Annotated in this window: 23 protein-coding genes and 1 riboswitch; of the genes, 8 read left to right on the top strand and 15 right to left on the bottom strand. The window is 63.2% G+C overall.

Features of this window, described 5'->3' with window-relative positions; genetic code table 11:
- Positions 1–268: 268 nt before the first annotated feature.
- A complete protein-coding gene (locus I41_RS02540; RefSeq protein ID WP_145430581.1) occupies positions 269–1198 on the top strand; it encodes a YybH family protein in 930 nt (309 codons plus the stop codon).
- Positions 1199–1443: 245 nt separating this feature from the next.
- Complete coding sequence (locus I41_RS27625) at positions 1444–2943, top strand: hypothetical protein (protein ID WP_210421098.1); 1500 nt, start codon at positions 1444–1446, stop codon at positions 2941–2943.
- 293 nt (positions 2944–3236) lie between these two features.
- Here the strand turns inward: I41_RS27625 and I41_RS02530 are convergent, their stop codons facing one another.
- Together I41_RS02530 and I41_RS02525 are read right to left on the bottom strand one after the other, a co-directional pair.
- On the bottom strand, positions 3237–4970 hold the full coding sequence (locus tag I41_RS02530; RefSeq protein WP_145430579.1) for an alkaline phosphatase: 1734 nt from the start codon (positions 4968–4970) through the stop codon (positions 3237–3239).
- A gap of 110 nt (positions 4971–5080) precedes the next feature.
- Complete coding sequence (locus I41_RS02525) at positions 5081–6397, bottom strand: MFS transporter (protein ID WP_145430577.1); 1317 nt, start codon at positions 6395–6397, stop codon at positions 5081–5083.
- Between the two features lie 174 nt (positions 6398–6571).
- Here I41_RS02525 and I41_RS02520 point away from each other — a divergent pair, with 174 nt between their 5' ends.
- The 3 genes from I41_RS02520 (at position 6572) to I41_RS02510 (ending at position 10538) form a co-directional block, all read left to right on the top strand.
- The gene (locus tag I41_RS02520; RefSeq protein WP_145430574.1) at positions 6572–7543 is read left to right on the top strand and encodes an MBL fold metallo-hydrolase; all 972 of its coding nucleotides are present in this window, start codon (positions 6572–6574) and stop codon (positions 7541–7543) included.
- A 188-nt stretch (positions 7544–7731) separates the two neighbouring features.
- Positions 7732–9276, top strand: a complete 1545-nt coding sequence (locus I41_RS02515; protein WP_145430573.1) for a tetratricopeptide repeat protein — start codon at positions 7732–7734, stop codon at positions 9274–9276.
- Positions 9273–10538 (top strand): polysaccharide biosynthesis/export family protein, encoded by a 1266-nt coding sequence (locus tag I41_RS02510; protein ID WP_145430571.1) that lies wholly within the window; start codon positions 9273–9275, stop codon positions 10536–10538. Before I41_RS02515 ends, I41_RS02510 begins: the two co-directional genes overlap by 4 nt.
- 85 nt (positions 10539–10623) lie before the next feature.
- Here the strand turns inward: I41_RS02510 and cutA are convergent, their stop codons facing one another.
- The 12 genes from cutA to I41_RS26960 form a co-directional block, all read right to left on the bottom strand.
- Positions 10624–10962, bottom strand: a complete 339-nt coding sequence (cutA, locus tag I41_RS02505) for a divalent-cation tolerance protein CutA (RefSeq protein ID WP_145430569.1) — start codon at positions 10960–10962, stop codon at positions 10624–10626.
- A gap of 23 nt (positions 10963–10985) precedes the next feature.
- Positions 10986–11384, bottom strand: coding sequence for an aspartyl protease family protein (locus I41_RS02500; protein WP_145430567.1), 399 nt, complete (start codon positions 11382–11384; stop codon positions 10986–10988).
- Positions 11385–11436: 52 nt separating this feature from the next.
- Positions 11437–12495: a hypothetical protein gene (locus tag I41_RS02495; RefSeq protein WP_145430565.1), complete on the bottom strand. Its 1059-nt coding sequence runs from the start codon at positions 12493–12495 to the stop codon at positions 11437–11439.
- 13 nt (positions 12496–12508) lie between these two features.
- Positions 12509–14059, bottom strand: coding sequence for a metallophosphoesterase family protein (locus I41_RS02490; protein WP_145430563.1), 1551 nt, complete (start codon positions 14057–14059; stop codon positions 12509–12511).
- A gap of 228 nt (positions 14060–14287) precedes the next feature.
- Positions 14288–14545, bottom strand: coding sequence for a hypothetical protein (locus tag I41_RS02485; RefSeq protein ID WP_145430561.1), 258 nt, complete (start codon positions 14543–14545; stop codon positions 14288–14290).
- A gap of 380 nt (positions 14546–14925) precedes the next feature.
- Positions 14926–15255, bottom strand: a complete 330-nt coding sequence (locus I41_RS02480) for a hypothetical protein (protein ID WP_210421097.1) — start codon at positions 15253–15255, stop codon at positions 14926–14928.
- 300 nt (positions 15256–15555) lie between these two features.
- Positions 15556–17031 carry an oxidoreductase gene (locus I41_RS02475; RefSeq protein WP_145430559.1) on the bottom strand — a complete coding sequence of 492 codons (1476 nt, stop codon included), beginning with the start codon at positions 17029–17031 and terminating at the stop codon, positions 15556–15558.
- Positions 17032–17037: 6 nt separating this feature from the next.
- The gene (locus I41_RS02470) at positions 17038–17358 is read right to left on the bottom strand and encodes a DMT family transporter (RefSeq protein ID WP_145430557.1); all 321 of its coding nucleotides are present in this window, start codon (positions 17356–17358) and stop codon (positions 17038–17040) included.
- A 32-nt stretch (positions 17359–17390) separates the two neighbouring features.
- Positions 17391–17454, bottom strand: a riboswitch (guanidine-III (ykkC-III) riboswitch).
- 969 nt (positions 17455–18423) lie between these two features.
- Entirely contained in the window at positions 18424–18600 is a 177-nt protein-coding gene (locus I41_RS26970) for a hypothetical protein (protein ID WP_168206626.1), read from the bottom strand.
- Between the two features lie 107 nt (positions 18601–18707).
- Positions 18708–18914: a hypothetical protein gene (locus I41_RS02465; RefSeq protein ID WP_145430555.1), complete on the bottom strand. Its 207-nt coding sequence runs from the start codon at positions 18912–18914 to the stop codon at positions 18708–18710.
- Positions 18915–18934: 20 nt separating this feature from the next.
- A complete protein-coding gene (locus I41_RS26965; protein ID WP_168206625.1) occupies positions 18935–19084 on the bottom strand; it encodes a hypothetical protein in 150 nt (49 codons plus the stop codon).
- A 399-nt stretch (positions 19085–19483) separates the two neighbouring features.
- Positions 19484–19636: a hypothetical protein gene (locus I41_RS26960; RefSeq protein WP_168206624.1), complete on the bottom strand. Its 153-nt coding sequence runs from the start codon at positions 19634–19636 to the stop codon at positions 19484–19486.
- A 634-nt stretch (positions 19637–20270) separates the two neighbouring features.
- Here I41_RS26960 and I41_RS02460 point away from each other — a divergent pair.
- Entirely contained in the window at positions 20271–22259 is a 1989-nt protein-coding gene (locus I41_RS02460; RefSeq protein WP_246133788.1) for a DUF1549 and DUF1553 domain-containing protein, read from the top strand.
- Positions 22260–22394: 135 nt separating this feature from the next.
- Positions 22395–23660 carry a DUF1501 domain-containing protein gene (locus tag I41_RS02455; protein WP_145430554.1) on the top strand — a complete coding sequence of 422 codons (1266 nt, stop codon included), beginning with the start codon at positions 22395–22397 and terminating at the stop codon, positions 23658–23660.
- A 175-nt stretch (positions 23661–23835) separates the two neighbouring features.
- On the opposite strand, the gene I41_RS02450 is transcribed toward I41_RS02455, so the two are convergent.
- Positions 23836–24678, bottom strand: coding sequence for an alpha/beta hydrolase family protein (locus tag I41_RS02450; RefSeq protein ID WP_145430552.1), 843 nt, complete (start codon positions 24676–24678; stop codon positions 23836–23838).
- A gap of 307 nt (positions 24679–24985) precedes the next feature.
- On the opposite strand from I41_RS02450, the gene I41_RS02445 reads away from it, so the two are divergent.
- Positions 24986–26275, top strand: coding sequence for a Gfo/Idh/MocA family protein (locus tag I41_RS02445; protein ID WP_145430550.1), 1290 nt, complete (start codon positions 24986–24988; stop codon positions 26273–26275).
- Positions 26276–26438: the final 163 nt, after the last annotated feature.

Here is a 26438-nt window from a genome sequence, read left to right as displayed (position 1 = left end):
CGCCTTTCCTGTAACCCTCGGCCCCGAAGCAATTTCAACAGCTAGCAAGAAATGCCTTTAACACAGAGAGCACAGAGGACACAGAGAAGACGAAGAAGGGCTGATCTCCTTTAGCTTTTCTCTGTGCTCTCTGTGTCCTCTGTGTTCAAGTACTTACGATTCAAGCATTTCTACAGCGAATGAATGATCATCTTCGCTGGTAACTGCAATACCCGCTCACAACACCCCGCCCAACCGACTCCAATCAATCTGAGGAGCAACCAACCCCATGTCCCCCTCCGCTCTCCGCCAAACGCTCGCCGCGCTCGCACTGCTCGGCGCCTTCACCAGCGCGGCCGCGCCAGCCCACGCCGCCCCGAGCGCTAAGCTCGACCCCAGCCTCGCCGCGATGCTCGGCACGTTCGAAAAGGCCTTCAACGCCCACAACGCCCCGGCGATGATGGCCCTCTGGACGCCCGACGCCTTCTACAACGCCACCGTCGCCAACGTGCAAGTGAAAGGTCGCGACGCCATCGGCGCCGCCTACGCCGATCTGTTCAAGCAGCAACCGACCAGTTCGCTAAAACTCACGATCACCGAATCCAAAATCGAAGGCGGCAAAGCCTCGCTCCTCGGCCTGGCTGAGGTGAACCAACAGGGCCAACTTCCCACGCGCTCCCTATTCCGCGCGTCGCTGGAGAAAGTCGGCGCCTCGTGGCTCTTCTCCAGCGTCGAGGAGTCTGAACTCCCCGCCGATTCCCCCACCGGGATGAGCCAATTCGGTTGGCTCGCCGGCACGTGGACTGAGGCCCTCCCCAGCGGCGACGTGAAAAACACCTACCACTGGGTCAACGGCGGCGCCTTCATGGTCCGCAACTACTCCCGCGCCGCCAAGCAAGGTCCCGCCGCCGAAGGAACGCAGATCTTCGGCTGGGACGCCGAGCAGCAATGCATCCGCACTTGGCTCTTCGATTCCAACGGCAGCTTCGGCGAAGGCTACTGGCAACGCCAAGGCGCCGATAAGTGGGTCAACAAGATGGCCCTCAAGCTCCCCGACGGCCGCCGCGGCTCGGTCACGCAAATCATGACCCGTAAGGGCGACAACGAAATCATTCTCCAATCGGTCGACCGCGAAATCGACGGCCAGTTCCAACCAAACACCGCCCCCGCCACGATGACCCGCCAAACGAAGGGCGACGCGAAAGGGGGCCAGCAATGACGACGCAAGCTTTCATGACTCAAGCTCATATGGCTAAACCTCACAAGACTCAATCTTCCCGCTCCCTCCCCCTTGAGGGAGCAACGAGCACGGTCGCCAGCGGCGATCGAGCACAGGCGGTAGTCCGTGCGCAGCACCGGGCTGGGGAGGGGGTCAAGCGCCACGTTCGGCTTTGTATAGCCATCTGGATTGCGACACTCACGCTCGCGCCTCTCTCAGCCCAGGCCGTAGGCTTCCACGGTGGTATGGGCGGAGGCTTCCACGGCGGCATGACCGGCGGCATGGGAGGCGGCTTTCACGGCGGCATCTCCCCCGCCATCAGCGGCTTCGGCGGCTATGGGGGCGGCGGCTACGGCGGCATGGGCTTCCACGGCGGCACGGGCGGCGGCTTCATCGGCGGCATGGATCCGAATTTCGCCGGCGGCCCCGCCGCGCGCGGCTTAGCGACCTACGGCGGCATGGGCCTCCCCGCGAACATCGCCCGCCCCAGCTACGCGCCCGGTAGCGTCAACACCTTCGGCGCCCTCAACGGCTTCGACCACGGCGGCATCCCCGGCCTCGCCCCCCAAGCCGACGCCCGCACGATCCTCGGCGAAACGCCCACCGGCGCCGACGTCGGTAACTTCCTCGGTCTGAAAGACGGCGGCCCGCAACTCGGCGCCCTCCGCTCCGAGATCGCCACCAACCCCCTCATCGCGGACGCCAACCCGCAGGTCCGCTCCGGCGGCACGATGTCGGCTGAGAATCGCCTCGCCCGCCCCAACCTCAACCCCGCTGACGATCCGCTGATGCGCGGCAGCGAATGGGCCGACGGGCACGCCGGCAACTTCCCCACCTGGAGCGGCGGACAGGCCGAAGTCCCGCGCGGCAACGCAGCCAAACTCAACAGCAACATCATGAATACGGTCGCCCCCGGCGGCCCTCATTCGAACCAGATCCACAACTGGGCCGAGAACCATCCCGAGCGGATGCAATCGCTCCAGCAACACGCCGATCAGGTCCGCAACAACTGGGACCAGAACAACAACCCCTGGCGGGGCAATGTTCGCCCCGGCAGCGATTGGTGGAGCAAGTACCACCCGAACCTCAACCACTGGTACTACCACCACGATTGGTACAACCACCCGTGGAACTACTGGTGGGGCTTCGCCACCTGGGACGCTCTCGGCGATTGGTTCCCCGCGTGGGGTTGGGCCGAGCCGATCTACTACGACTACGGTCCCGGCGGTAATGTCGTCTATCAGGACAACAACGTCTACCTCAACGGAACCGATGTCGGCAGCGACGCCGACTACGCCGAGTCGGCCGCCCAGCTCGCCACTGTCGATCCGTCGCAAGAACAAGCGACCGACCAGACCGAGCAGTGGCTCCCGCTCGGCACGTTCGCCGTCGAAACGAGCGCCGGCGACACGAGCACGACGCGCCAACTGCAACTCGCCGTCGACAAGGCCGGCATCATTAGCGGCACGATGTACAACGGCGCCACCGGCAAGATGTACGTCGTTCAAGGCCGCGTCGACAAGCAAACGCAACGGGCCGCGTTCACCATCGGCGACAAGAGCGACGTCGTCATGGAAACCGGCATCTTCAACCTCACGAAGCCCCAAACGCCGGTGCTGGTCCACTTCGGCCCGACGAAGACCGAGACGTACCTGCTGGTGCGCCTCGATCCGCCGAAAGAAGCCGGCGGCGATGCGAGCGGCAACGCGGGTCAACAGCCGGCCGAGAACCCGCTCGCCGAGTAAGCAGCGAATAAGGGTGGCATGCTCTCGCCCCTCCAGGCGTGAGCATGCCAAACCCTGGCGCGGTCTTCAGCCCCCGGTCTCGATGCTAAGAATGTTGTGGCTCCCTCCCCCTTGAGGGGAGGGCTGGGGAGGGGGTGGAACGCTGGTACACACTTCTTTCACCCCTCCCTAACCCTCCCCCTCACGGGGAGGGGACCTCATGATTTTGTTTTCTCGATGATTCGCGACGACGGCAGTTGAATAAGCTTCTACGCCGGCGAGAGCACCACGCCTGACAGGCGTCCGTTCGACGCCTAGCGAGCCGTCACGCTCTTCGCCGGCGCCTCGGCGGTGATCAACTCAATCATCCGCTGACCGACGTCGGTCGCGTGCAGCATGCCGCCAAAGCGCTTCGCCGCGTGCTCAGGCCCGTAGGCGCCCAGCACGACCGGCGTGCTTGAATGCGTCCCCGCGCCCCAGGTGACGTGCTGTTGCGCCGCCATCGCGCGCCCCAGCAGGTTCATCCGCAGGTTCTCGCCATAGACGTAGAACGGCTCGAAGTCGTCGATCTTCGGCACGGTTTCCGTGTACATGTAGGGATGGCCGGCGACGTAGTTCTTGTTCCGCTCGCGGGTGAGGACGTGTACCGCGTCGTCGAGTGTGATCTTCAGCGCCGAGGCGTCGTTGACGATCGCCATCAGCCGTTCGGCCGTCTGGTCCTTTGGCGGCAGGGCGTCGAATTCGGTCATGATGGTGAAGTAACTCTTCTGCTGCGCGTGGAGCTGGTCGAGCAGCTCCGGCGGCGCGTAGTTGAAGTTTGGCTCAAACGGCACGTCGGCGAAGAGATCGCCTTCCAGCTTCGTCGTCTCCGGCAACGGCCGGCCGGCGTAGCTGAAGCCGAACGAGCCGGTCTCGTGATCGGCGGTGACAATCAGCAGCGTGTCGTCGCGATGCTTGGCCCATTCGTAAACCAGCCGCACCGCCGCGTCGAAGTCGAGCAGTTCATGGAGCAGCGTGCCAGCGTCGTTGTTGTGGCCCGCCCAGTCGATTTGGCCTCCCTCGATCATCAGAAAGAACCCTTTGGGATTCTTATCGAGCAGTTCGAGGGCCTTGCCGACCATTTCCGCGTGCGTCGGCTCGGTCCGTTGCGGGTTGGCGGCGGTCGCGGCGTCTTCGAGGGCGTCGTTCAGTTCTGAATCGGCGAAGATGCCGATCAGTTTGCCGTCGGTCACCTTGGCGAGCGCCTCGCGATCGAACGCGAGCTTGTACTCGCCGCGGGCTTCGAGCAGCAGGTTGCGATTGTCGCGCCGCCGCGACGTCGCCGGGTAAGCGCCGCCGGTCATCTGCATCAGCGCGGCGTACGTCGGCGAATTGCGATCGTTCGCTCCCTCGGGCACCCAGTTCCGCAGACCGCCCCCCATGAGGACGTCGACTTTGTTATCGAGATAGTCGAGCGCGATTTCGTTCTCGCTCTCGCGATTGGCCTGGTGCGCGGCAAACCCCGCCGGCGTCGCGTGCGTGATGCGGGTATCAGTGACCAGTCCCGCCGACTTGCCGACGCGATGAGCCGCTTCGACGATGTTCTCGACTCGCTCGCCGCGGTAGTTGGCGCCAATCATTTCGGACCCCGCCAGTTGCCCCGTCGCCAGTTGCGTCGCCGCCGCCGCCGAGTCAACCACCAGGGCGCCGTGCGGCTGATTATTGACGATCGCCACTGTCCCTTCAGACAACACCGTCTCGATAGCGGCCGTTCGATTGGGAACCGTCGAACCCTTGGCGTATTTGGCGTACTGCGTGAGCAGACCCACCTGCTGCGGCCCCATGCCGTCGCCGATCATGATGATCACGTTGCGAACGCCCGCAGGCTTCACTGCTGGCTGCGCCGCTGCTGCCGCGGTCGCGGTCAGAGTGTCGGCCGCCACATCCCCCGCCAGTGCGTCGTGGCATGCCGCCACGCCGAGTATCGACAGCGTGAGAACTGACGCCCCTGCCGCTCGAAAAAACCGCCAGATCGTCCGCGGCGCTGGCCCAAATGAGCGTCTCGACATGACCTGAAATACTCGACGACGGTGCCCGGCGGGTGAGAGGGGGTAAGTCCGTAGTATAGCAGGCCGCGCTGCCGACGGCTGGTTTTTTAGGGGCCCGGCGGCTCAGCGCCTTATGTCCGTTGGCTCGGTTCCCGCACCCGCGTGGCGAGCCCCACGCCGACGACCATCAGCAGTCCGCCCAAGCCAAATAGCAGGCGGAACGGCGTCGCCTCCGTCCCGCCAATCTCGAGCCCTGCCAGGCGACCGCTGGCGGAGAGCCAGTCGAACAGGCGGCCCCCCGCCAGGATGCTCAGCGAGTATGCCAACTGCGTCCAGGCAAACCACGCGGCGGCATAAGTCGAGGTCGCCGCCGGAGGACTCAGACCGAGCATCAGGTTCGGGAGGACGACGTTCAACCCCGCATACGCCACCCAACAAACATAGGCGCCCACGATCCACCACTTCGCTGCGGGCGTGGCGAACAAAAAGAAAACGGTAGCCAGTGAAACAATCGCCCAACTAACCACCAGCACCGGCACATTGCCCCGCCGGTCGACGAGGTTGCCGAGCCACGGCATCAGCACGATCTGCACCCCGCGCGACGCGGCGTCGAGCGAACGCTTCTCGGCAAGTTCCAGCTTTAGCACGCTCGCCAGCAAGATCTGCCGCGGTGATTGCACCAGCCCGTTAGCAACAGAATAGCAAATGCCAAACAACATGAAGCGGCGAAATCGGGGATCGACGAGCGGCGTGATCAGTCCTCGCCAGGTTGGCCTCGCGGTCGGCGTCGCTTGCCGTTTCGTTGCGGCGTCTTTCATCCGCGCCAACGACAAGGTCGCCAGCGCGGCGAGCGCGGCGCCGAACGAAGCGCAAGCAGCGTACGACTTCCAGAGCAGTTCGGGTTGGCCGTTCGCCTGGCAATGCCGCTGCCAAGCCCAGGTGGCAATCGCGGCCGCAAGTCCGCCCGTAACCATTCCAGCCGTCAGCCCGGCCTCGCGCCGACCGACAAACCGCCCGCGGATCGCCGCCGGGACGAGGTCGCCGAACCATGACCAAAGCGAGACGACGCCGATGAACTCCAGCGCCTGGCAAAGTGTCCACACGACGCCCAGCGCCGCCACCGATCGTTGCGAATCGCCCAGCGCGCCGGGCGCGGCGACGATCGGCAGCACGCCCAAGGCAGCGGCGCTCGCCAGAAACATCCCGACCGTGAAGCGCCGCCGACTCGATACGCGATGCAGCCAGAGCGGGGTGAGCAATCGCGACAGGCCGACGATCGACGGCGCCGCCAAGATCCAGGCGATCGCGGCGCCGCTGGCGTTCAGTTCGCGCGCGAAGTTCGCCACCAGCGAAACGCTTGCTAGCCCGCTGGCGACGCCCCAAATCGCGCCGTTGGCATATGCCAGCGACAACCAGCAACGTAACGGCGACCGACGCAAGCGACCCATGCCGCCACGGTAAATCGCGACGTCAGCCGCCGCAAGCAAAAACGGACGAAATCATTGCACAATCACATTCCAAACACCAAACACCAAACACCAACCATCAGCATCCAGCATCCAGCATCCAGCATCTAGCATCTAGCATCTAGCATCTAGCATCAAACTCGCTCCGCCGAGACAATGATCTTCATGTTTCACTGGGACAACGGCCTGTTCTTCAATCGCCCCCGGCTGGCGCTCGACGTCCGTCGTCGGCAGCCGCACGGCTTCGTGTCGCATGCACATGCCGACCACATCGGGCCGCACGAGGTCGCGTACTGCACGCCCGACACAGGTCGGCTCTACCGACTCCGGATGGGCGCCGCGCGGCGTGTCGTCGAAGTCCCGTATCGCCAACCGGTCCAGTTTGGCGACGTGCGGATCACGACCTATCCAGCAGGCCACTGCCTGGGTTCGGCGCTGGTGCTCATTGAGAGCGACGCGGGTTCGCTCCTGTACACCGGCGACTTCAAGCTGGGCGAGTCGGCCACGGCCGAGCGTTGTGAATTGCCGCGAGCCGACGTGCTGGTGATGGAATCGACCTTCGGCCGGCCGCGCTATCGCATGCCGCCGCGCAGTGAGACCGTGGCGAAGCTGATTGAACTGGTTCGCGGCGCCATCGCCGCTGGGGCGACGCCGGTGCTGCACGCCTACCCGCTCGGCAAGTCGCAGGAAGCGACGCGCATCCTCACCGACGCGGGGATCCCTGTGCTGCAACATCCGACGATCTTTGCAGTGAGCCAAGTTTATCGCCAGTGCGGGGTCGACCTGGGCGATGTGCGACTTTACGACGCGCGGTTGCTCGCCGGGCGCGCGGTCATTACCCTCCCTCAGGGTGCGCGCGATTTCCGCCTGGCAGGGATTCGGCGACCGTTAAGCATCGCGATCACTGGCTGGGCGATCGATCCGTCGACCAAGTACCGCTGGGGCGTCGACCACGCGTTGCCGCTATCGGATCATGCCGATTTCGATGAACTCATGGAAACGGTCGAGCGCGTTGGCGCTCGTGAGATCTATTGCACTCACGGACCCGCGGAGTTCGTGGGGCATTTGCAGGCGGCAGGGTTCAATGCCCTGCCCGTGACGGGCAGCTATCAGAAGCGGATGTTTTGAGCTGCGGCGCGAGATGGCGAAACTTTGTCGGCTGTAACGTTGCTATCAGCAGGGAACCGCTCGTGCCAGCAGCGGTTTTGCTGTCACCGGTCAGCGGCGTCGGTCGACTTTTGCATAGAGCAGAGGGGCGCGCACGATGCGCGCTGGCGCCGGCGCCACGCCGGCAGTGAGCCAGGGATGGGGCGTACATGACCGAGGTCAACCTCGATCGCGTTGGGCTGCGTTGGCCGCGGGGAGCGTGCGCGCTGGCGCTGCTGTGGTCGCTGGGCTGCGGCGACGCCGAAGTAGATCAAGCTGCCAGCGCGCAAAAGCCGCTGACCATCGCGGCCCATGCGCCGCGACAGGCGGAGGTCGCTTGGGCGCGACCGCTGCCGCCTCCCGGCACGGAAGGGATCGAGCCCACGGCGTTGATGACGCTGCCGCCAGCGGCCCCGGATCGGACCGCCCGCCGACAGCCGAAGGTAGAAGAGACCTTCCCCGAGCTCACGCCACTGCCAGCGATCGAGGATACGGCCAAAGAGTCTTTGTCTGAACGCTCCGCGGCAGCCGCCAGCGGCCCGACGCTGCTGCCGCCGCAGCCGTTGGAGCAGGCATTTTCCGAATGGCAGGCCGACGCGGCGCCTATCGCTGATGCAGCGATCACGCCGACGCCCGAGGTGATGGCCCGCCCGCCTGTCGTCCTACACGAGCATTCGTTGGCCATGCCGCCGACAATGAACGTCACGAGCAACGATCAGGGCGAATCACTTTCACCCGAAGCCGATGAGCTGCTGGCCGACGCCGGCGCCACCGTGACTGGGCACCCGACCGGGGCGATGGTAAGCGAGCAAGCGCAAGCCAAAATTCGCCGCGGCTACAAACTCGCCCAGCGGGGCGCCTATTTCGCCGCTCGACAGGAGTTCGTCGAAGTCTTGCGGATGATCGCCGAAGCAAAGGATCAGAAGCGGGGCGTCGCGCGGCGTTCGATCGCTCTGGCCAATGGCCTGCGAGCACTTGAAGAGGCGGCCGATTTCGCGCCGCGAGGAGCCGCCGTTGAAAGCCAGCTCGACTTTGACGTGATTATCGCCTCGCATCGCACGCCAATCGCCAAGGGCGATGCCGATAAACTGATGCCGCAGCAACTCGGCGATTTGTACTATCGATACGCCCAATTGCAGCTGGGCGCATCAGTGGCCGGCGAGCCCGCGGGGTCGATGGCCCTGCACGCGCTTGGCAAGCTCTACAGCCAGATCGGTCGCGCCGAACCAGACCGGATCGCCCAAGCCGACCGCCGCGCGTTCGCGCTGCAGCAGGCAGCCCTCTTGGCCCGCGACGATAATCATCTCGCGGCTCATGAGCTGGGCGTGCTGCTGGCTGAAACCGGACATTTCGTCGATTCGGAATACATTCTCGCTCAGGTAGCGCTGCGCGAGCCGCACCCCGTTGTTTATCGAAACTTGGCCCGCATCCAGCGCAAACTGGGCCGCGAGGAGCTGGCGGCCGCCAGCGAGCAGCAGGCCCAGGCGCTGGCGCAGAACGGCGTCAGCAGCACAACTGGCGTCAAGTGGGTCGATCCGCAGACGCTCGCCCGCATGGGCGATCCGCTGGCGCCTTCGACGCCGCCGCTTCCGCAGGTTGCCGCCGGTCCGCCGATCCCGCAACCGCGGCCGCAGACGCCCCCGCCTGCGCAGCCGACCGTACAGAGCGAGCCGGTTCACAACGTCACCCGGCTGCCGGGAGGATACTTCCGATGAACCGTCGCTGGGAGCGCACCGCGTTGAGAAAGTGGAGCTTGTTTGCGGTTGCCGCCGCCACCGTCGCATCGCTGGCGAGCGTCGTCGCGTCGCAACGTCCGAAGACGTTTGACGGCCGGCCGAAGCCGCCGGTCCAGGCGGCGAACTCTGATGAGATCCAGCTCTGCCAAGCGCTCGGCCCCGCCGCGCCGTACCCGGTGTGGGGCGTCGATAGCACCGTTGGCGCGGGTCGCGGCGAAGTGACCTGGGACGCTCGTGGGCCCGTCGACTGGCAGGCGTATGCACAGGGCGAGTATGTCGGCCATGCCCGCTTGGCCCATGTGCCTGAATACCGGATTCGCGTCGACGACCGAATCATCTTCGTTTTCCGGCTGACCCGGGAAATGACGAGCTTTCCGTACGAATTGCAGGTGGGAGACAAGATTCGCGTCGAGTCGCTGACCGGCGACTCGGCGGCGGGAGGCATCGGCGGCACGCAGGACGACGTCCGGCGAGAGCTGGTCGTTCAGCCCGACGGCACGATTACGCTGCCGCTCTTAGGACAGGTGCGGGCGGCCAACATGACCGTGGACGGACTGCGGGCGCACCTCGAAGAACGATACAAGAAGTACTATAAGGTGCCGGCGATCACCGTCACGCCGGTCGAGGTCAATACGCGGCTCCAAGACCTCATCAATGCGGTCGTCGCTCGGCAAGGGAACGGCGGTCAACAGTTGGAGTCCACGGTCAACCCCGACGGACGACTGTTCTTGCCGGGACTGGGGCCCATCTGCGCCCAAGGCCTCACCGTTGACGAGTTGAAGCTCGAGGTCGACGCGCGCTACGACGCGGCCATTCCGGGCGTCGACATCACGCCAGTCATTACGCAGCGGGCGACGCGCTACGTCTTTATTGGCGGCGAAGTGCGGCAACCGAATCGCTACACGCTCGAAGGGCCGACAACGCTCATGGCCGCCATCCAGATGGCGGGCGGACACCTCAATGGCGCCAACCTGCGGCAGGTGGTCGTCTTCCGTCGCGGCGACGACTGGCGGCTGCTGGCGTCCATGTTCGACGTGCAAGGCGGCATCTACGGCAAGCGACCGACGCCGGCCGACGAGATTTGGCTCAACGATTCCGACATCGTCATCGTACCCAAAACGCCAATTCGCGTCGCCGACGAATGGATCAGCGAGTTCTTTACCAACGGCCTGTACGCGATGTTCCCGCAGTTCGCGTTTGGCAACTTGAACTTCAACAACTTCCGTTCGATCAGCAACTGATCTCGAAGTGCTTACTCGCACTCTTTAGCCCCTGGCTCCGCTAGGGGGTCGGCCGTGATTCCGGCTGGCGCCATCCCACGGTGCGCTACCCCCCGGCGGAGCCTGGGGCTGCAATCTGCTCGGCGAGCCACTGCAGATACGCCTCGCTCCCGGCGACAATCGGCGTCGCGATGATCTCGGGACAGTCGTAGGAATGGATCTCGCGAATCACCGCTTCGAGAGCGTCGTACTGCTCGCGAGTCGTCTTGATCTGGCAGAGCCATTCCTCGCTGTGTTCAATCTGCCCTTGCCAGCGATAGACGCTGCGAATGGGACCGATGATTTGCACGCAACCAGCCAAGCAGCGGTCGACGAGCGTCGTGGCGATCCGGTCCGCTTCCTCACGGCTGCCGGCGGCGGTGGTGATCTGCAGGAACTCTGACATCGAATAATCAAGTCCGCAACAGGTTACTCGATCTCGGCAAGCATCATGTTCGGATCGCGTGGATGAAGTTGCTGCGTCACACAATCGACGATCAGATCGAGTGCCTCCAAGACAATGGCGCTAATGAGAGCAGTTTCGCGATTGGGTTCGATCACCGCTGAGAAGACTGAATCGCGTCCGCAGAGTTGCAACCAAACGTTCTTGACCACAGGCCGCTTTTCAATATGTCCGTCGGCGTGGGTCACCTTGGCTCGCCAAGCTTCATCCAACCCGAGTGCTGCCGCCGCTGATGCGGGGAGCACTAGTTGAGCGGCTCCCGTATCCACAATCCCGTCGACTTCGAAACGCCGCACGCTATCGCTTGGAATGTCCCCATTTTCGGCACGGATGAGGTCAACGTAGTTGGCAAGTGCGATTTTCATGCTGAACCTCCCCATCGACAACTCCCGTGCGAATCTCGCTGCAGCTATAGCATTATACCCCAGCAGCCGACGCTCCGTAAAAATGCTCCGCCGCCAGTTCGCAGTGCAACGGCAACCAGTGACTGCGGGTATACGGTGCGTGCCCCAAGGCGTGCCTCCACGGCAGCCAGTGGGGATCGTCGTAGTCCATGAGCAGCGTCGTGCCGTCGTGGTGGACGCGCATGCCATGCTTCAGCCGCGAGCGGAGCCAGCCGCCGAGGTCTCGCTGCAGCAGCCGGCCGAGTCGCAAGTCCGCGAGGAAGGTCCGCAGGGCGAGCGGCAGCGGCGGGAAGTTCGTGCCGGCGATGCCGACCTGTTGAATGTAGTCGCCATGTTCGGCCGCGAGGACGTCGTGCGGCCAGGGAGGATACGGCGCGCGATGGGCGTGAGATTTCGCCTGCGGGCGGTGATGGATAACGTGGAGCAACTTGTGATAACCTCCGGCGTCCCAGCCGTAACGAATCGGCGTGCCGTAGGTGACGACGTCGAGCTTCAGTCGCCGCACGGGATGCTGCGGGTCGGCGAGCAGTTGCTCGACGCGATCCCACACGGGTACGTCGGGGCGCCTCGCGATCCACGGGCGAAAGAAGGTGCGCGAGGCGTGGAAAAACTCTTGGCGGTCCGCTTCGTCAGCGCCCAGGAGGTTTGTCAGCAACGCAAAGACGTTGCCGCCGTGGCTGTGGGCCCAGAGGATGACGCGAGGATTAGCCTGTTCATGGAGTTGGCCCGCGAACGTCGCCAGTTCGTCAATCAGCCGCACCGCGCCGTCGGCGCGTCCGATGTGGTGATTCAGGCTCGACCAGTGAAACAACCGTACCGGCAATCGGCGTTGCGCCCCGGCGCTTAACGTCGCTTCCATTCGCTCGGCGAATTTGGGCGTGTAGTTGCCAGTCTCGCCAATGGCGGCGTCGATCGCCCGCTTGCTCCAGCGCCGCAGCGGCCTGACGGCGCTTGGCGCCCACGCTTCCAGCTCGGTGAAGAGTCCCAGGACGTCGTCGCCGCAAAATGTGCCATGCACGCAGAAAATCGCAGCGACGCCGGCCTGCGAAAACTTCGCGCCGGCCGCCGCCATGCGCCGATCGAACTCAACGGACGAAGGCTCCGTCGGCGGCCCGGACGTGAGCAGGCGGTAGGGCGAAGTGGGGGGCCCTGATTGGTACGCTTGGTGTCGAAATCGGTTGCGTCGCGGCATCGCTCTTCAATCCCGGATCGACTCGCAGCGTCGTCCCCACGAGAGGCGAAATGCCGAGCGTGCCGGTCCAGGTCTCGTATGGCCGGCCGCGGCGCTCGTCGTCTTTGAAAAATGCCAAATATGTCAGCGCGTCGGCCGCGATAAATTCCTGCTCGTGCGGCGCGAAGCGGGTTTGCTCGTAAACCCGACGCCAGGTGCCGGAATTGAAGTACGCCTGATTCAAGACGTACCCTTCCGCGAAGCTGGCGTCCAACGGCACTGTCTCGTGATAGTGCGTGTGTCCATAAACGATATGCTTCGCTCGGCGATTGCGGAAGTCTTGCTCCGACAAGGCATGTTGAAAATAGGAGGCGTTGTCGGCCCCCCGCAGCCGCCACATCCACTCGGCGATCCAACTCGCCCAGCCAATGGACAACCGGCGGCTGAACTTGAGCGCCTTCTGCAAGCCGTCGACGACGTCGATCGGGCACCAAGTGTCGCGATGCTGAACAAACGGATGCTCAAGAAATTCGTCGGCGAGGTCGTCCCAAACCTTTTTCACCTGCTTGCGTGTGGCCGGGTGGGGACACGTCCGTTCCAACAGACCGTCAATCCACACTGGGACCAGCAGCAGCGGACGAATGTTGTCGATCTCGCGCAGACCGTTGAGCACCGCTTCCGGCAGATCGTCGGCCAACTGCTGAGCGACCTGAGCGCCGAAACGGTTCAGTAGTTCGATGACGATGACGTCGCCCAGACTACTGCCGTCGCGGTCCCCCTCGAAGTTGAAGGGATCGTAAACGTCTCCATGGCGCGCGAAGACCTTGTGCCGTCGCATCGTCTGCAAGAGCTCGTTGCACTCCCACGCTTCGTGGGGGAACGGCTTCTCAGGGTTCGTGACGAGCCCCATGTGGAGCGCAATTTGACGGCGGAGGCGCGAGTAATTCTCGCCGGGCAAGTGGAAGAACCAGTCATGGTTCCCCACCATGTAGTGCGTGTGAACGGGAATCGGCAGCAGTTGGCGATCAGCCGGTCGGCCGTCGCGCGTCGCGGCCGGGATCGCCACGCCTTGCTGCGCTAGTTTACGAAACTCGCCGAGGGCTTCCTCGTTGCGACGCAGAATGTCGCCGGTAATCTGCGAGACCGTCTCAAAGAACGCGGGCGAATTCGGATCGTCCCAGGGACGGACGCGGCTCGTGAGCCAGCGGCTCGAACGGATCACGTCGAGCACGTCGCCGAGCAGCAGCAGGTCAATCCGCTCAATCGGCCGGTAGCTGCCGTCGCGCCGTTGCGATGCCCCAATCGTCAGGTCGGCGATGCGCTCGCCCAATAACTGGAAGGCGCCAGGCGAAATCGTCGACCCGCTGGTTCCATCGGTCAGGTGGAGATCGCTGATGATGACGAGCATGGCAGCGAGGAGGCTGACGGCAGGCGTCGTGCGGCGGAGCGCAGACTGATCGGGCAATTCGAGACGTACTCATATGCCATCATCGGTAGCTACTGCGCCGTTCATGAGGATTCTTCCTTATAGGACGAGCCTGCTAGCGTCGAATCGGCGGCGCAAAAACAAACCGCCTATCAGCTTTGCAAGCTGACAGGCGGCTATAAATCGTTCGCCACCCGCACAAGTCCTGGCGAACGATGACATTCTTACAGTACAGGAACGATCTTGCGCCTCAGCAAACGTGGCCGCCTAGTACAGGCCCACGCCGACCGAGATGCCAGGGCCGTAGAATCCCGGTCCGCCGTAAATCACGGGACGATACGCGGGGTAAACGACTGGGCGGACCACCGGGGCGACGACTGCACGTCGCGCGACGGGGTAGGGGGGATAAACGATGCGGCGAACGGGGGCGACTCGGCGGACGAACACCCCCGCATCGGCCTGAGGGACGATCGCGAGCGTGGAGCCCACGGCGACGGCCGCGACTAGTAGGATGCGCTTCAACATGGCTCGATTCCTTAAAAACAATTGACCATTTAGAGCGGCGGCTCGGGGTCGACTCTCGCCTCTTGTAGTTTCCGCTGCTTCAGTAACTTTGCTAACGCACGAGGCGTGCCGGTGCATTCGATGTATCGTTAAGTCATTTCCAGTAAACAACTTACAAACACACACATTTGTGCTGCAAGTTCTGTTCGTGTCGCGGTTGCCGTCACTTTGACGCCAAGTTGCTCATTCCGATACACCCCCTTTTCCTGAGCGCCTTTCGTCGGTTCCGACTCGCTTTCAATGGCTCCCACCTGGGGACTACCCCTGGCGACCGTGCCGCGCTGGCCGAGCTCGCCGGGGCAGTCCGGGTGGGTTCAGCAATGTGATCACACTGCTATCTGTTAATAGAAGCCGCCGACGCCGAACGAAATCCCGACGCCGCCGCCGCCATAACCACGACCACCGTAATAGCCGCCGTAGCCGGGGCCGCCGTAGCCAGGGCCAAAGTAGCGCGACCCATAGTAGACGCCGACGGACGGACCGCGGTTATATCCACGGTAGCCGGAACTGTAGTAGCTGGGCCCGCCGTAATACCCGCCTCCGCCGTAATAGCCGCGACCATAGTACCCGCCGCCGTGATGGCAATGGCCTGCGTCGGCCGACGACGCCGCGCCAAAGCTAAGCCCGATGGCAGCGATCGCCGCCAACGCCAAGAAGCCTTTGCGTAACATGATTGCTCTCCCTGGGCGCGTGGGGCGCCCACTCAACCTTTCCACCGTTCGGGTTGCGCCGGCGAAGCGCGAACGGCCCGAAACGTCGGGTCAGTAGAGAGGCATCCTCTGTGCCAAAGCGGGCGCATCACGCAATTTAGGCCCTAGTTGGCCGATTATCGCCGCGCGGCAGCTTACTTGCTCAACAGATTGGTCGCAACGACGCGTCGATTCGATGACAGCTGCCATCGAACTGGCGACGCGGCGCACGCAGCACCCGCTACGTGAAGCGTGCGGTCTGCGGTGTTGCAACAGGAAAAGTCATTCTCTTCGGTCCTCGCTCAACCTCTGTTTGATGGCGGCGAGCTGCTCGCGTGCCGAGATTCGCTTATAGAATTCGTCGAGCGGGTAGCACCCTGAAATCAATCCGTGTCGCGGTGCGGTGGTGCAGTCGCTGAACGTCCGGCAAACGAGTTTCCGCTTCAGCTTGCCGTCGACCAGGCAGTCGTGGGGCAGCTCGGGGTAGCTGAGCACCATCCGGCCGAGGCCGACGAAATCGACCCAGCCGCTGCGCACCGCTCCTTGCGCCGCGTGCGGTAGATAGTCCTGCAGGTAGGAGTAGCCGCTGCCGACGAGCGGCACGCCGGGGAGCGCCGCTTTGCACTGACGCACCGCGTCGACCTGTCGCCACACCCCCGTCAACGGATCCTCCGGGGGTCGGTAGCCGTCGCTCGGCGGGAAGATCGCGGGGCGTTGGATATGGGGGACGTAGTAGGGGCTGCCGCAGGTGAGGTTGATGATCGACACGCCGTGGTCGACAAGCCGCCGCATCAATTCAATCGGCTCGCTGAGATCGAACTTCAGCGGATCGCGCTGGTCGACGCCGAATCCGAAGCCGTACGGCAGCAGTTGCTCGTACGCCATCGGCTGCCCGACGTCGCGGCTGGTTCGATAGGGAATCGTGTCGAACACGCTCAGCCGCACGCCGATCAGCAGTCCGGGGATCTCGCTGCGGATGCGATCGATCACCGTGAGCAATACCCGCGAACGTCCCTCGAGGTTGCCGCCGAATCTCCCGGGGCGCGTCCGCGCGCTGAGGAACTCGTGCAACAGGTAGCCGTGACATGCCTTCACATCAACGAATTGATAACCGACGCCGTAGGCCAGCCGCGCGGCGGCGACGTAGTCGTCGATCAAGACTTCGAGTTCGTCATCGGTAAGGACGCAGGTCGAGTCAGCGGCGTCGATCTTGAATTTGTCGTCGAGCAACGGGTGGTGATAGGCGATCTTTGGCGCCCACTTGGCGTGATCGTCGGGTTTACAGAAGCGGCCCGAGTGAGTCAGTTGCAAACCGACGAGCAGGCCGTCGAGCGAGCCCGTTTGTTCGACGTGCCCCGCGCGGCATGCTTCCAGGAGCGTTGCCAGGCCGCGCTCGTTGCTGGGCGTGGCGAGCGTCTGCTGGGGATTGGCACGTCCGCTGGGTTGCACGGCAGCGGCTTCGCCCCCCCAGATCAGCTTGGCGCCGCTGCGGCCGAAGCGGCGCCACCGGCGGAGCGTGTACTCGCTCGGGCTGCCGTCGCGATTGGCGTCCCACCCTTCCATCGGATGGATGCACCAGCGATTGCCGACGCGGAAGCCGCCGACCTCCAGCGGCTGCGCCAGGGGCGAACGTTCCGCGGCGGTTTGAATCGCGTCGTCCAGCGGCAGCGCCGCGTGGAGCTCCGCCAGCCGAGCGCGCAGCGCGTCGACGCTCTTCAACTGGGCGACCTTCGGATACTTGTCGGCTTCATTGTGCATTGGCGGTTAGGCGCCCGAAGTTAATTTCAACCCGATCACGGCCACGAGCAGCAGCGCCAGGAAGAACAGTCGTCCGGGCGTCGCCGCTTCGCCCAGCAGGAGGATCCCCAGCGTCGCGGCGCCGGCGACGCCGATGCCGGTCCAGACGGCGTACGCCGTGCCGATGGGAATCGCCCGCGCCGCGAGTGAGAGCAGGATCATGCTGCCGACGATCGCCGAGCCCGTGAGGAGGCTGGGCAGCGGTCGGGTAAACCCGTCGGTGTACTTCAAGCCGATGGCCCAACCGACTTCGAGCAATCCGGCAAGCAACAGCAACCACCAGTGCATGGCGACGTCTCCTGAACGAGTCGATAGGGTTCGGCGCGTCGTCTTCGCGTCACCGGGTACGGCGCAACTCGTCCGGGGCGGCGGTCGCCGCGCTTATGGTAGCGGATTGGCGAGCGTGCGCCAGCTGACGCTGCGCGCGTGCTCGCCACATGCGAGGTTGACTTCCATGGCGGGAGCGGCGGTCAATTTTGTCGCCCGGCAGGCATTCTGTCGCGGGTGCGGTTTTTGGCGACAGAATAGATTTTTGCCGGGAATCATAGGCGATTTTCGTCGACGGCAATTTTGTCGCGACAGCGATTTTTGTCGGCGATCGCATTTCTGGCGACAAAATATGTCGGTACTTTGTCTGTTCGCGCGACGCGGCGAATAGGCGATCGTCACTGTCGTTTACCCCCCTTCCCGTTGGCTGGGCATCGGGTCGCCGGCCACTGCGCGCGGACGCAGTGAGAGGCAAGCAGGCGGGGGGAGCGCGCTCCTTCGGCTCGCTTGCCTCCAGTCTGCTTCCTCTTTCAATCTGGGCGACTCGTGGCGTCGTCGGGCCGTGGCGAGAGCGACTGCAGCGATCTGACCCAACGTGGACCGGCGTTCACGTTAGCGGATGGGGTGGCACAATTTCAACGCAAAAGTTGGCGGAATTTCTTTCGCCATACTGGACGGAATTTTGGGCGGCGCGGCCAATGTTGGGAGCGGCTGACGGCGAACGTAGTGGTCGCGGCTAAGGGCTAGAAGATTCAGGTTCCTGGTCTAACGTCGGGCCAGAAAGGGATTCTCTAGCCCCCAGCCTCCCGGCCGGGGTCAGGCGAGCTACACTCCCACCATCCCCACCATGAAGTGCCAATAGACGTAGCCGGTTATGATTGCTACAGCGGGCACAACGGTCCAGGCGGGAAGCCGACGCTTTACGGCAATTTCCCCAAGTCTAATGAGGCCGAACAGCGCGGCGCCAATGATGGCCCCATGCAAGAATGGATATGCTCGGATGAAACTGAGAATGTCATAGAAAGCCACCTGAGCCGCTATTGCAGAAGCAACGAGAGAAGCCAGGAATCGCACCATGCCCCGATTCTAACCGCCGGCGCGGGAATTCATCGCCAAAACGAGTAGCCACGCCCAAAACGGCAGGCTTAGCAGTCCCACTCCAAGCACCACCCCGCTGACCCATCCGGGTTGCCGGTGCTTAAGGGCCGAGTAGATGAGGTTCGACGCGAGGGCCAGGTAGGCGAGTATGGCGATAAATCCCATGCCGCGGATTCTACTTGCGACACGGGAACTCGATCGACCCCATTCCGCCCCTAGCTAGAGGGGCTGCACACTTACTGCACCACGACCTAAGAAGGGGTGGTCTGTGATTAAGTGTTGCTGATTTGGCTCTCCAACTTCTTGATTCGCTGGTGCAAAAACACGGCAGGAGCCTGCGCCAGCAGCACGATGCCGAAGGCGAACGCAGGCAACAGGAATCCGTGTTTAGGAGTGAGTTCAAGGATGTTTGCCAACCTCGAACCGCAGAACCCCATCAGGCCCGCGCCGACGGCAATACAAATTGCACCGTTGTACATGCTAATCCTCAGGACAATCGCTAGCTGATCTTCTGGAGCAAATCACGGACGCTCCAGACTTCCGTTGCCAATCCGTGCGCCATGGCGGTCGTCTGTCCCTTCAAGCTGCGATGCTTGCGGCAAAAGTTGTAGTGACAGAAGTATAGCGCCAGCGCCGCCTTGCTGCACACTTACGACCCCACTACCTCAGAAGGGGTGGTGTGACATTAAGTGTGTGCCACCCCTAGCCCCCAGCCTCCCGGCCGGGGTCAGAACCTCGTGGGCTGGCGATTGTCCTAAGGGCATGGAATCTCTTGACGGTTGCTCTGAAAAATCGTTGCGAGAAGCGGGATACGCCATCGATAGTGGCGGCCTGCAAGCCGTGCTAGGGAACTCGCGCCGGTTCATCTGCATGAACTGCGAAGGTTGGTGGAAGACTCCGCCGACTGGCGATCCACCGTTGTGCGAAGGGTGCCAGAATGGGGGTCGCAGCGATCGAGGCAACCCCAAGGGCTACGACCCGCTTTTTCTAACCGCCGGCGCGGGAATGCAACTGGCGGCCAGGCTGTTAGAATGTCCGAGATATGGCCCTAACTCGCGATGAAATCGACGCCGAAGCAGCCGAAATCCTTCAGGGTCGTGAGGCAACGCCTACGGCGCGGGCCATCATTGCTGCTTGGCTGGAGCACGAAAACGGCCTGCAGATCGACCAGCAGTGTCAGTACTGCGGTGAAACTCTTCACGTTCAATCTCGCAACGGATCGTCGCTAGTGTCTTGCCCATGTGGCAAGACGATTGACACCTTGCGACGTCTCTAGAGCGCCGGATTCCGGGGCTGCACACTTACTGGACCACGACCCAAGAAGGGGTCTCTCCACCTTCGGCATGCTGATTGCATATAGTGCGTTGCCACAGCCACCCGAGCATGCGGCAGTTGGTCGCGCCGGAACGCGACCGACCGGGGCCGAAACAGAGAAGAGTTTTGCAAGGGGCCGGCGAAAAGAGGCATGCGAGGGGATCCGTAATCGGTTAAGAGGCAAGAGTTTGCGGCGACTGGCAACCCTCCCGGTCAGTTGCGGCAGGAAGATCGAACGGACCCCACAGCAGGCGAGTCTGGGAAGCACCTCAAAAGGCATCCCAGGCTCGCCTGTTCTTTTGTAGTGTTGCAAAATCGAACAAATGAGGCTTTTTGCAACAGTCGCAAATCGAGGGGAAACGTGGATGGTGGAGTCGGGCGGTGGAGTGGCCAATGGGGCGTGCTCGGCCTCAGTAGGTGGGGGCCGAGCATGCTTCGTTTTTTGCGGTTAGGCGAGTGTTTCTGGAGTGGAGGGTCGTTTGGCGGGGCTATCCCCAGGCGGAGCCTGGGGATAGAGAGCGATGTCGCGCGGGCATCGGCTGACGATTAGGGCGGAATCGCGAGTTGGTTTAGAATGGGTGCTTGAGCCGTCGTTCGACGGCGGGCTGATTCTTTTCGGGGGCTTCATGACGGTGGCCCGATGCGTTCGATCGCTGGCGTTGCGCCATTTGCTCTGCGGCTGCGGGGCGATCGCGATGCTGTTTCTTGGCGCCGTAGCGTTCATGTCGCCGGGCTATGCGGCGGAGAAGTTGAACGTTGGCGAGGATGCTGGGGCTGTCGCGAAGCCGGCAAGCGGCGGGGAGGGCGACGCGTACGACGTGGCGCCCGAGGCTGATGCCGTCGTCGCGAAGATCAACGCCGCGGTGCGCAGCGGGTGGAAGGCGCACAATCTGCGCCCCTCGCGGCAGGCGACGGACGGGGAGTGGTGCCGCCGCGCATATCTCGACTTGATTGGGCGGACGCCGACGGTCGAAGAGCTCGACGCGTTCCTGTCGCGCAGTTCCAAGACCAAACGGGCGGAGCTCGTCGAGCGACTGCTCGGCTCCGAGTATGCGGATGACTATGCCCGCAATTGGAAGACGATCTGGACGAATATTCTGATTGGTCGGACCGGCGGGACCGATCGGCAATCGCTCACTAGCCGTCCGGGGATGATGGATTTCCTGGAGCAGTGCTTTGCCGATAATAAGCCGTACCACCTGATGGTGCGCGACTTGGTGACCGCGACCGGCGACGCGCGGCCCGGGATGAAGGATTATAACGGGGCCGTTAATTTTCTGGTCGAGAAGCTCGACGAGGGAGGCGTGCAGGCGGCGGCGAAAACGGCCCAGGTTTTCTTGGGAATGAGCGTGCAGTGCACGCAATGTCACAATCACCCGTTCAACGAACATCGGCAGAATCAGTTTTGGGAGCTGAACGCCTTCTTTCGGCAGGCGCGGGTCGACGTCGAGCGGATGGGGGACGACAACCCGCGGCGGGATGCGACGCTGAGCGACGTCGACATCGCCGGCGAGGGAAAGATGCTGGGGCGAGACAATCGCCGCGAGATCTACCTGGAGATGAGGGACGGCAAGCTGGTCGATCGCGATCAGGGGGAACTTTATTCGGCGCCGTTGTTCTACGAGCTGCGGAACGGGCAATTGCAGGTGGCGTACCCGGCGTTTGTCGACGGGACGACGCTGGCGGAGTTGTTTGCGGAGCAGGGGCCGGAGTTTGGCAACAGCGGACGGCTGACGCAGGTGAATCGGCGGCACGAGCTGGCGAAGCTGATGCTCGCGGCGCCGGAACTGGAGCGAGCGGCCGTGAATCGGATGTGGGCCCACTTTCTGGGGTATGGGTTCACGAAGCCGGTCGACGACATGGGCTCGCACAATCCGCCGTCGCATCCGGAACTGCTCGATGAGTTGGCGAAGGCGTTTCGCGCGTCGGGCTTCGACATGAAGCAGCTGATGCGCTGGATCGCCCTGAGCGAGGCGTATGGACTGAGCAGCGAGATTGGCGCCGGCAACAAGGAGGACGACCCGGAGTTGGGTCGGCCGCCGCAGTTCAGCCGATTTTACATCCGGCAGATGGCGCCGGAGCAGCTGTACGAGTCGCTGCTGACCGCGACGCGGGCCGACGCGGGGATGAAGAAGTTTGACCGCGAGCTGCTGAAGCAGCGCTGGCTGGAGCAGTTCGCCACGGCCAGCGGGAATGACGAGGCGACCGAATCGACAAGCTTCAACGGCTCGATTCCGCAAGCGCTGACGATGATGAACGGCGAACTGGTGCGACGCGCCTGCAGCGCGGATAGCGGCGGGTTTCTGGACCAGGTTGCCAACGACGCCGAGTTATCGGATCGGGAGAAGATCAACTATCTCTACCTGGCGGCGCTGAGTCGGCCACCGGGGAAGGACGAGACGAAGATTTGCAATGAACTGCTGGCCGCACGGTACGGCAACGTCGTCGAGACGCTGCAAGACGTGTGGTGGGCGGTGCTGAATAGTAATGAGTTTATTTTGATCCATTAGAGTTTGTAGGACCTTGTCATTCCGAGGTACTCCGAGGAATTCGGTAAGCGGGTCGGTAGGCTGGCCGGACCCTTCGGAGTACCTCAGGGTGACAGGGTTCGGGATTCGCTCGCTACTCGTAACTCGCAACTGACCATGAACTTCACCACTCCTCGCGGGATGTCTCGTCGGCACTTTATGCAGCATTTGGCGGGGGCTTCGGCGCTGGCGGGGCCGGCGCTGGCGCTGACGCATTCGTTGCGGGCGAATGCGGCGGCGTTGAAGCGCGATCATAAGGCATGCATCTTGCTCTGGATGGGGGGCGGGCCGCCGACGATCGATATGTGGGACATGAAGCCGGGGGCGACGACCGGCGGCAAGTTCAAGCCGATCGCGACGGCGGGCGCGGGGCAAATCAACGAGCTGCTGCCGATGGTGGCGAAGCAGATGGATCACTTGTCGATCGTGCGGTCGATGAGCACGCGCGAGGCGGACCACACGCGCGGGACATATTACCTCCACACCGGATTTGTGCCGAATCCGAACGTGATTCATCCGGGATACGGATCGGTCGTCGCTTATGAGTTGGCGGCGCAGACCGCAGCGCTGGAGATTCCGCCGTTCGTCTCGGTTGGCGGGGCAAGCGAGGGGCCGGGATTCCTGGGCATGGCGTATGCGCCGTTTCAGGTCGACTCGAACGGGCGTGTGCGCGATCTCGACACGCCGGCCGACAAGGCGCGGATGAGCGACCGGATGCAATTGTTGGGGATGCTGGAGCGGCGGTTCATCGACCAGAACCGCGGCAGCGCGGCGGCGGAGCATGCGAAGGTGCTCAAGAGTACCGTCGAACTGATGTCGAGCCAGCAGATGGAGGCGTTCAAGGTCGACAGCGAGCCGACGGCGATGAAGGAGCGCTACGGCACGACCGGGTTTGGTCGCGGCTGTTTGATGGCGCGGCGGCTGGTCGAGACGGGCGTGCCGTTCGTCGAGGTGCAGCTGGGGGGTTGGGACCTGCATCAGAATTGCTTCACGACGCTGGAGACGAAACTGCCGGAACTTGATAAGGCGATGAGCGCGCTGGTGGAGGATCTCGACCAGCGGGGATTGCTCGACGACACGCTCGTCCTCTGGATGGGTGAATTCGGACGGACGCCGCGAATTAACGAGAATGCGGGGCGCGATCACTGGGCCCGCAGCTGGAGCGTGGTGCTGGGGGGCGGCGGAATTCCGGGCGGCAAGGTGATCGGGACGACCAACGAAGACGGCACGGCGGTGACGACTGAGCCGTACAGCAGCGAGGACCTGATGGCGACCGTCTGCCGGGCGATGGGAATCTCGCTAGAGACTGTCTTCACGGCGAGCAATGGGCGGCCGATGAAGATTGCGAACGGGGGGAAGGTGATTGGGGAGTTGGTTGCTTGAGTTGGCTTGGCTTTTTAGTTTCTCGCAGAGGCGCAAAGGCGCAGAGGAAAGCAAAGAAGGCAGACGGCGACCCACTGTCTTATCCTCTTCTCTCTCCTTGCTTTGTTGATTTGATTTTCTTTGCGAATCTCTGCGCCTTTGCGCCTCTGCGAGAGACTTGCGGGCCTCTAAACACTTAAGGCTGTGCCCCTTCGCGAGCTTGTTTGGTCGCAAAGTCGACGAGTTCTTGGCATTTGAAGAATGACTCGTCGAAGTTGTGTCCTTGGCCTTTGATCACTTTGATGGTCACGCAATCGCCGGCGCCGGCGGACTGGAATTTTTCGGCGACGGCCGCTGAGTTGGTGGCGAGCGGCACGACGTCGTCGACGTCGCCGTGGACCATGAACATCGGCGTGCGCGCCGCGATGAGCGGCTGGAGGCGCGCGACCGGATTGAACTCGGCGAGCTGCTGCTGGAGTTGCGACTCCGTGAGATGGTAGGCGGGGGCCGCGTTGGCGAGTCCCGGGTAATCTTGCAGATTGAAGACGGGATAGATGCCGGCGATGCCGGCGACCAACTCGGGGTTGTCGACCGCCCAGTTCGTTACCCAGAGCCCGCCCCGGCTGCGGCCAAGCAGGCAAGGTTGGCGAGCGAAGTCGCGGCGCTCGACCAGTTGCTGATAGAGGGCGCTCAGCGCTTGGCAGCCATCGGGACTACCGTAGGCTTCGCCCGCGTCGATGCCGGCGACGGCGATCCCCGCTTCGACGAATTGGCGATGCATCCAGGCTTCGTGCTGGTCGGGGTAGTCGGGGAGCGTCGGAGCGTACATGATCCAAGGTTGGGGCGTTTGCTGTTTTTCGGCGGCGGGCAGTATGACGAACGCGCGTTTACCGGCGACTTCGAGCGCGGTGGCCTGGAGGCCAAGGCGTTTGCTCAGCGAGGCGCCATAGTCGGCGAATTCGTCGGCGAGAACGAGCGCGGAAACGGAACTCCACGCGGCGAGAATCAGCATCAAACGGGTATGAGTAGGAAGTCTCATAGATCGCGTCCGCCCGGATGAAGAGGAGATTGGGTGAGAGTTCGCGCAAGGGTTCAGTTTGGCGCCAACGTTATTACGGTTCTTCCGGCGATATTGGCGACATGATGTCGCGGGCGGCGCCATCTGTTAGAATAACGGGCGGCCCTGATCGAAGCTGCGCGGCGCGTTCCGCCATTGAGCAAGCATGCGTCCGGATGGCGTCGGTCAGCACTTTTCCGCCTTTGTCTCGTGGTCGCGTTCAGCGGGTTCGCCAGGGACCCGCAGTGCTTCACCATAACTCTCCGTCAATCTTAGGAGAAGTCTTTCCATGTCTTCCGCCAAGACGACACTTCATCGTCGCCGCTTTTTGAAGACGGCGCTTTCCGTCGGGGTTGCCGCCGTCGCCGCACCGACCATCATCCCCAGCTCGGCATTGGGGCGGGATGGAGCAGTGGCGCCGAGCGAGCGGATCACCGTCGGCGGCATCGGCATTGGCAATCGCGGCACATACGACCTCGGCTGCTTCTTGGAGCAGCCCGACGTGCAGTTCTTGGCGGTCGCCGACGTGAAGCAAGCGCGCCGCGATGCCGTGAAGAAGATCGCCGACGAGCACCATGGCAATCAAGACTGCGACACCTATCGCGACTTCCGCGAGCTGCTGGGTCGCGACGACATCGACGCGGTGCTGATCGCCACCGGGCCGAATTGGCACGCGACGGCGGCGATGTACGCGGCTCGCGCCGGCAAGGACATGTATTGCGAGAAGCCGTGCACGAAGAACATCGCCCAGAGCCTCAACCTTGTTGACACGATGCGGCGCACCGGGCGCGTGTTCCAGGTGGGAACGCAGCGGCGGAATCTGCCGCACTTCGCGTTTGCCTGCGAACTGGCCCGCACGGGGAAGCTTGGCAAGCTGAAGCGGGTTTACGCTCACCCGGCTGGGATGTCGGCGCTGATGAGCGGTTGGCTGCCGGCGGAATCGACGCCTGATCCGAAGGTGGTCGACTGGAATATGTACCTCGGCCCGGCGTCGTGGCGGCCGTACAACGAGAAGCTGCTCGACGGGTTCAACTTCGAGAAAGGCGGCGGCCTCGTCGGCGGCGGCGTGCTGGAGTGGGGTTCGCACTGCGTCGACCTCTGCCAATGGGCAGTCGACGCCGACGGGCAGGCGCCGGTCGAATACGATCCGCCGGCGAACAAGCAGATCGTCGCGCGGTATGCGAACGGCGTCGAGCTGATCTTCCGCGAAGAGGGGTGGATGCCGCTCGGCTCATGCCCGGTGCGGTTCGAGGGTGAAACAGGTTGGGTCGAAACGGGCGACAGTGGCAAGTTGGTGCTGAGCTCGCCGGAACTCCTGGCAGGTCGCGAAGTGGCGGAGATTGGCGGCTATCCGGCGACGTTCCATGTGCGCGACTTCCTCGACTGCGTGAAGACGCGCAGCCAACCGAAAGGGAACGCCGAGGCGGCCTGCTTTGCGCACATCGCCTGCCACGCCACGAACATCGCGTTGGCCCTGAATCGGTCGTTGAAGTACGACCTCGCGAAACATGAGTTTGTGGGCGACGAGCAAGCGAACCGGCTGCGTTCGGAAGCGCTGCGGGAGCCGTGGCAGATTTAGTCGGCTGTTTAACTGACACTCTCATTTGCATTTCTTTGCGTTTCCTTTGCGTCTTCGCGCCTTGGCGTGAGATCTACAAAAACATTGTCTCACGCCAAGGCGCGAGGGCGCAAAGAAGAACGCAGAGAGAAAATATTAGAACACTTACTCCAGTCTTGGAGAG

The organism is Lacipirellula limnantheis (genome assembly GCF_007746075.1).
Classification (GTDB): Bacteria; Planctomycetota; Planctomycetia; order Pirellulales; family Lacipirellulaceae; genus Lacipirellula; species Lacipirellula limnantheis.
The sequence above is the reverse complement of the archived record's forward strand: the minus strand, read 5'-3'. Positions and strand labels throughout refer to the sequence as shown.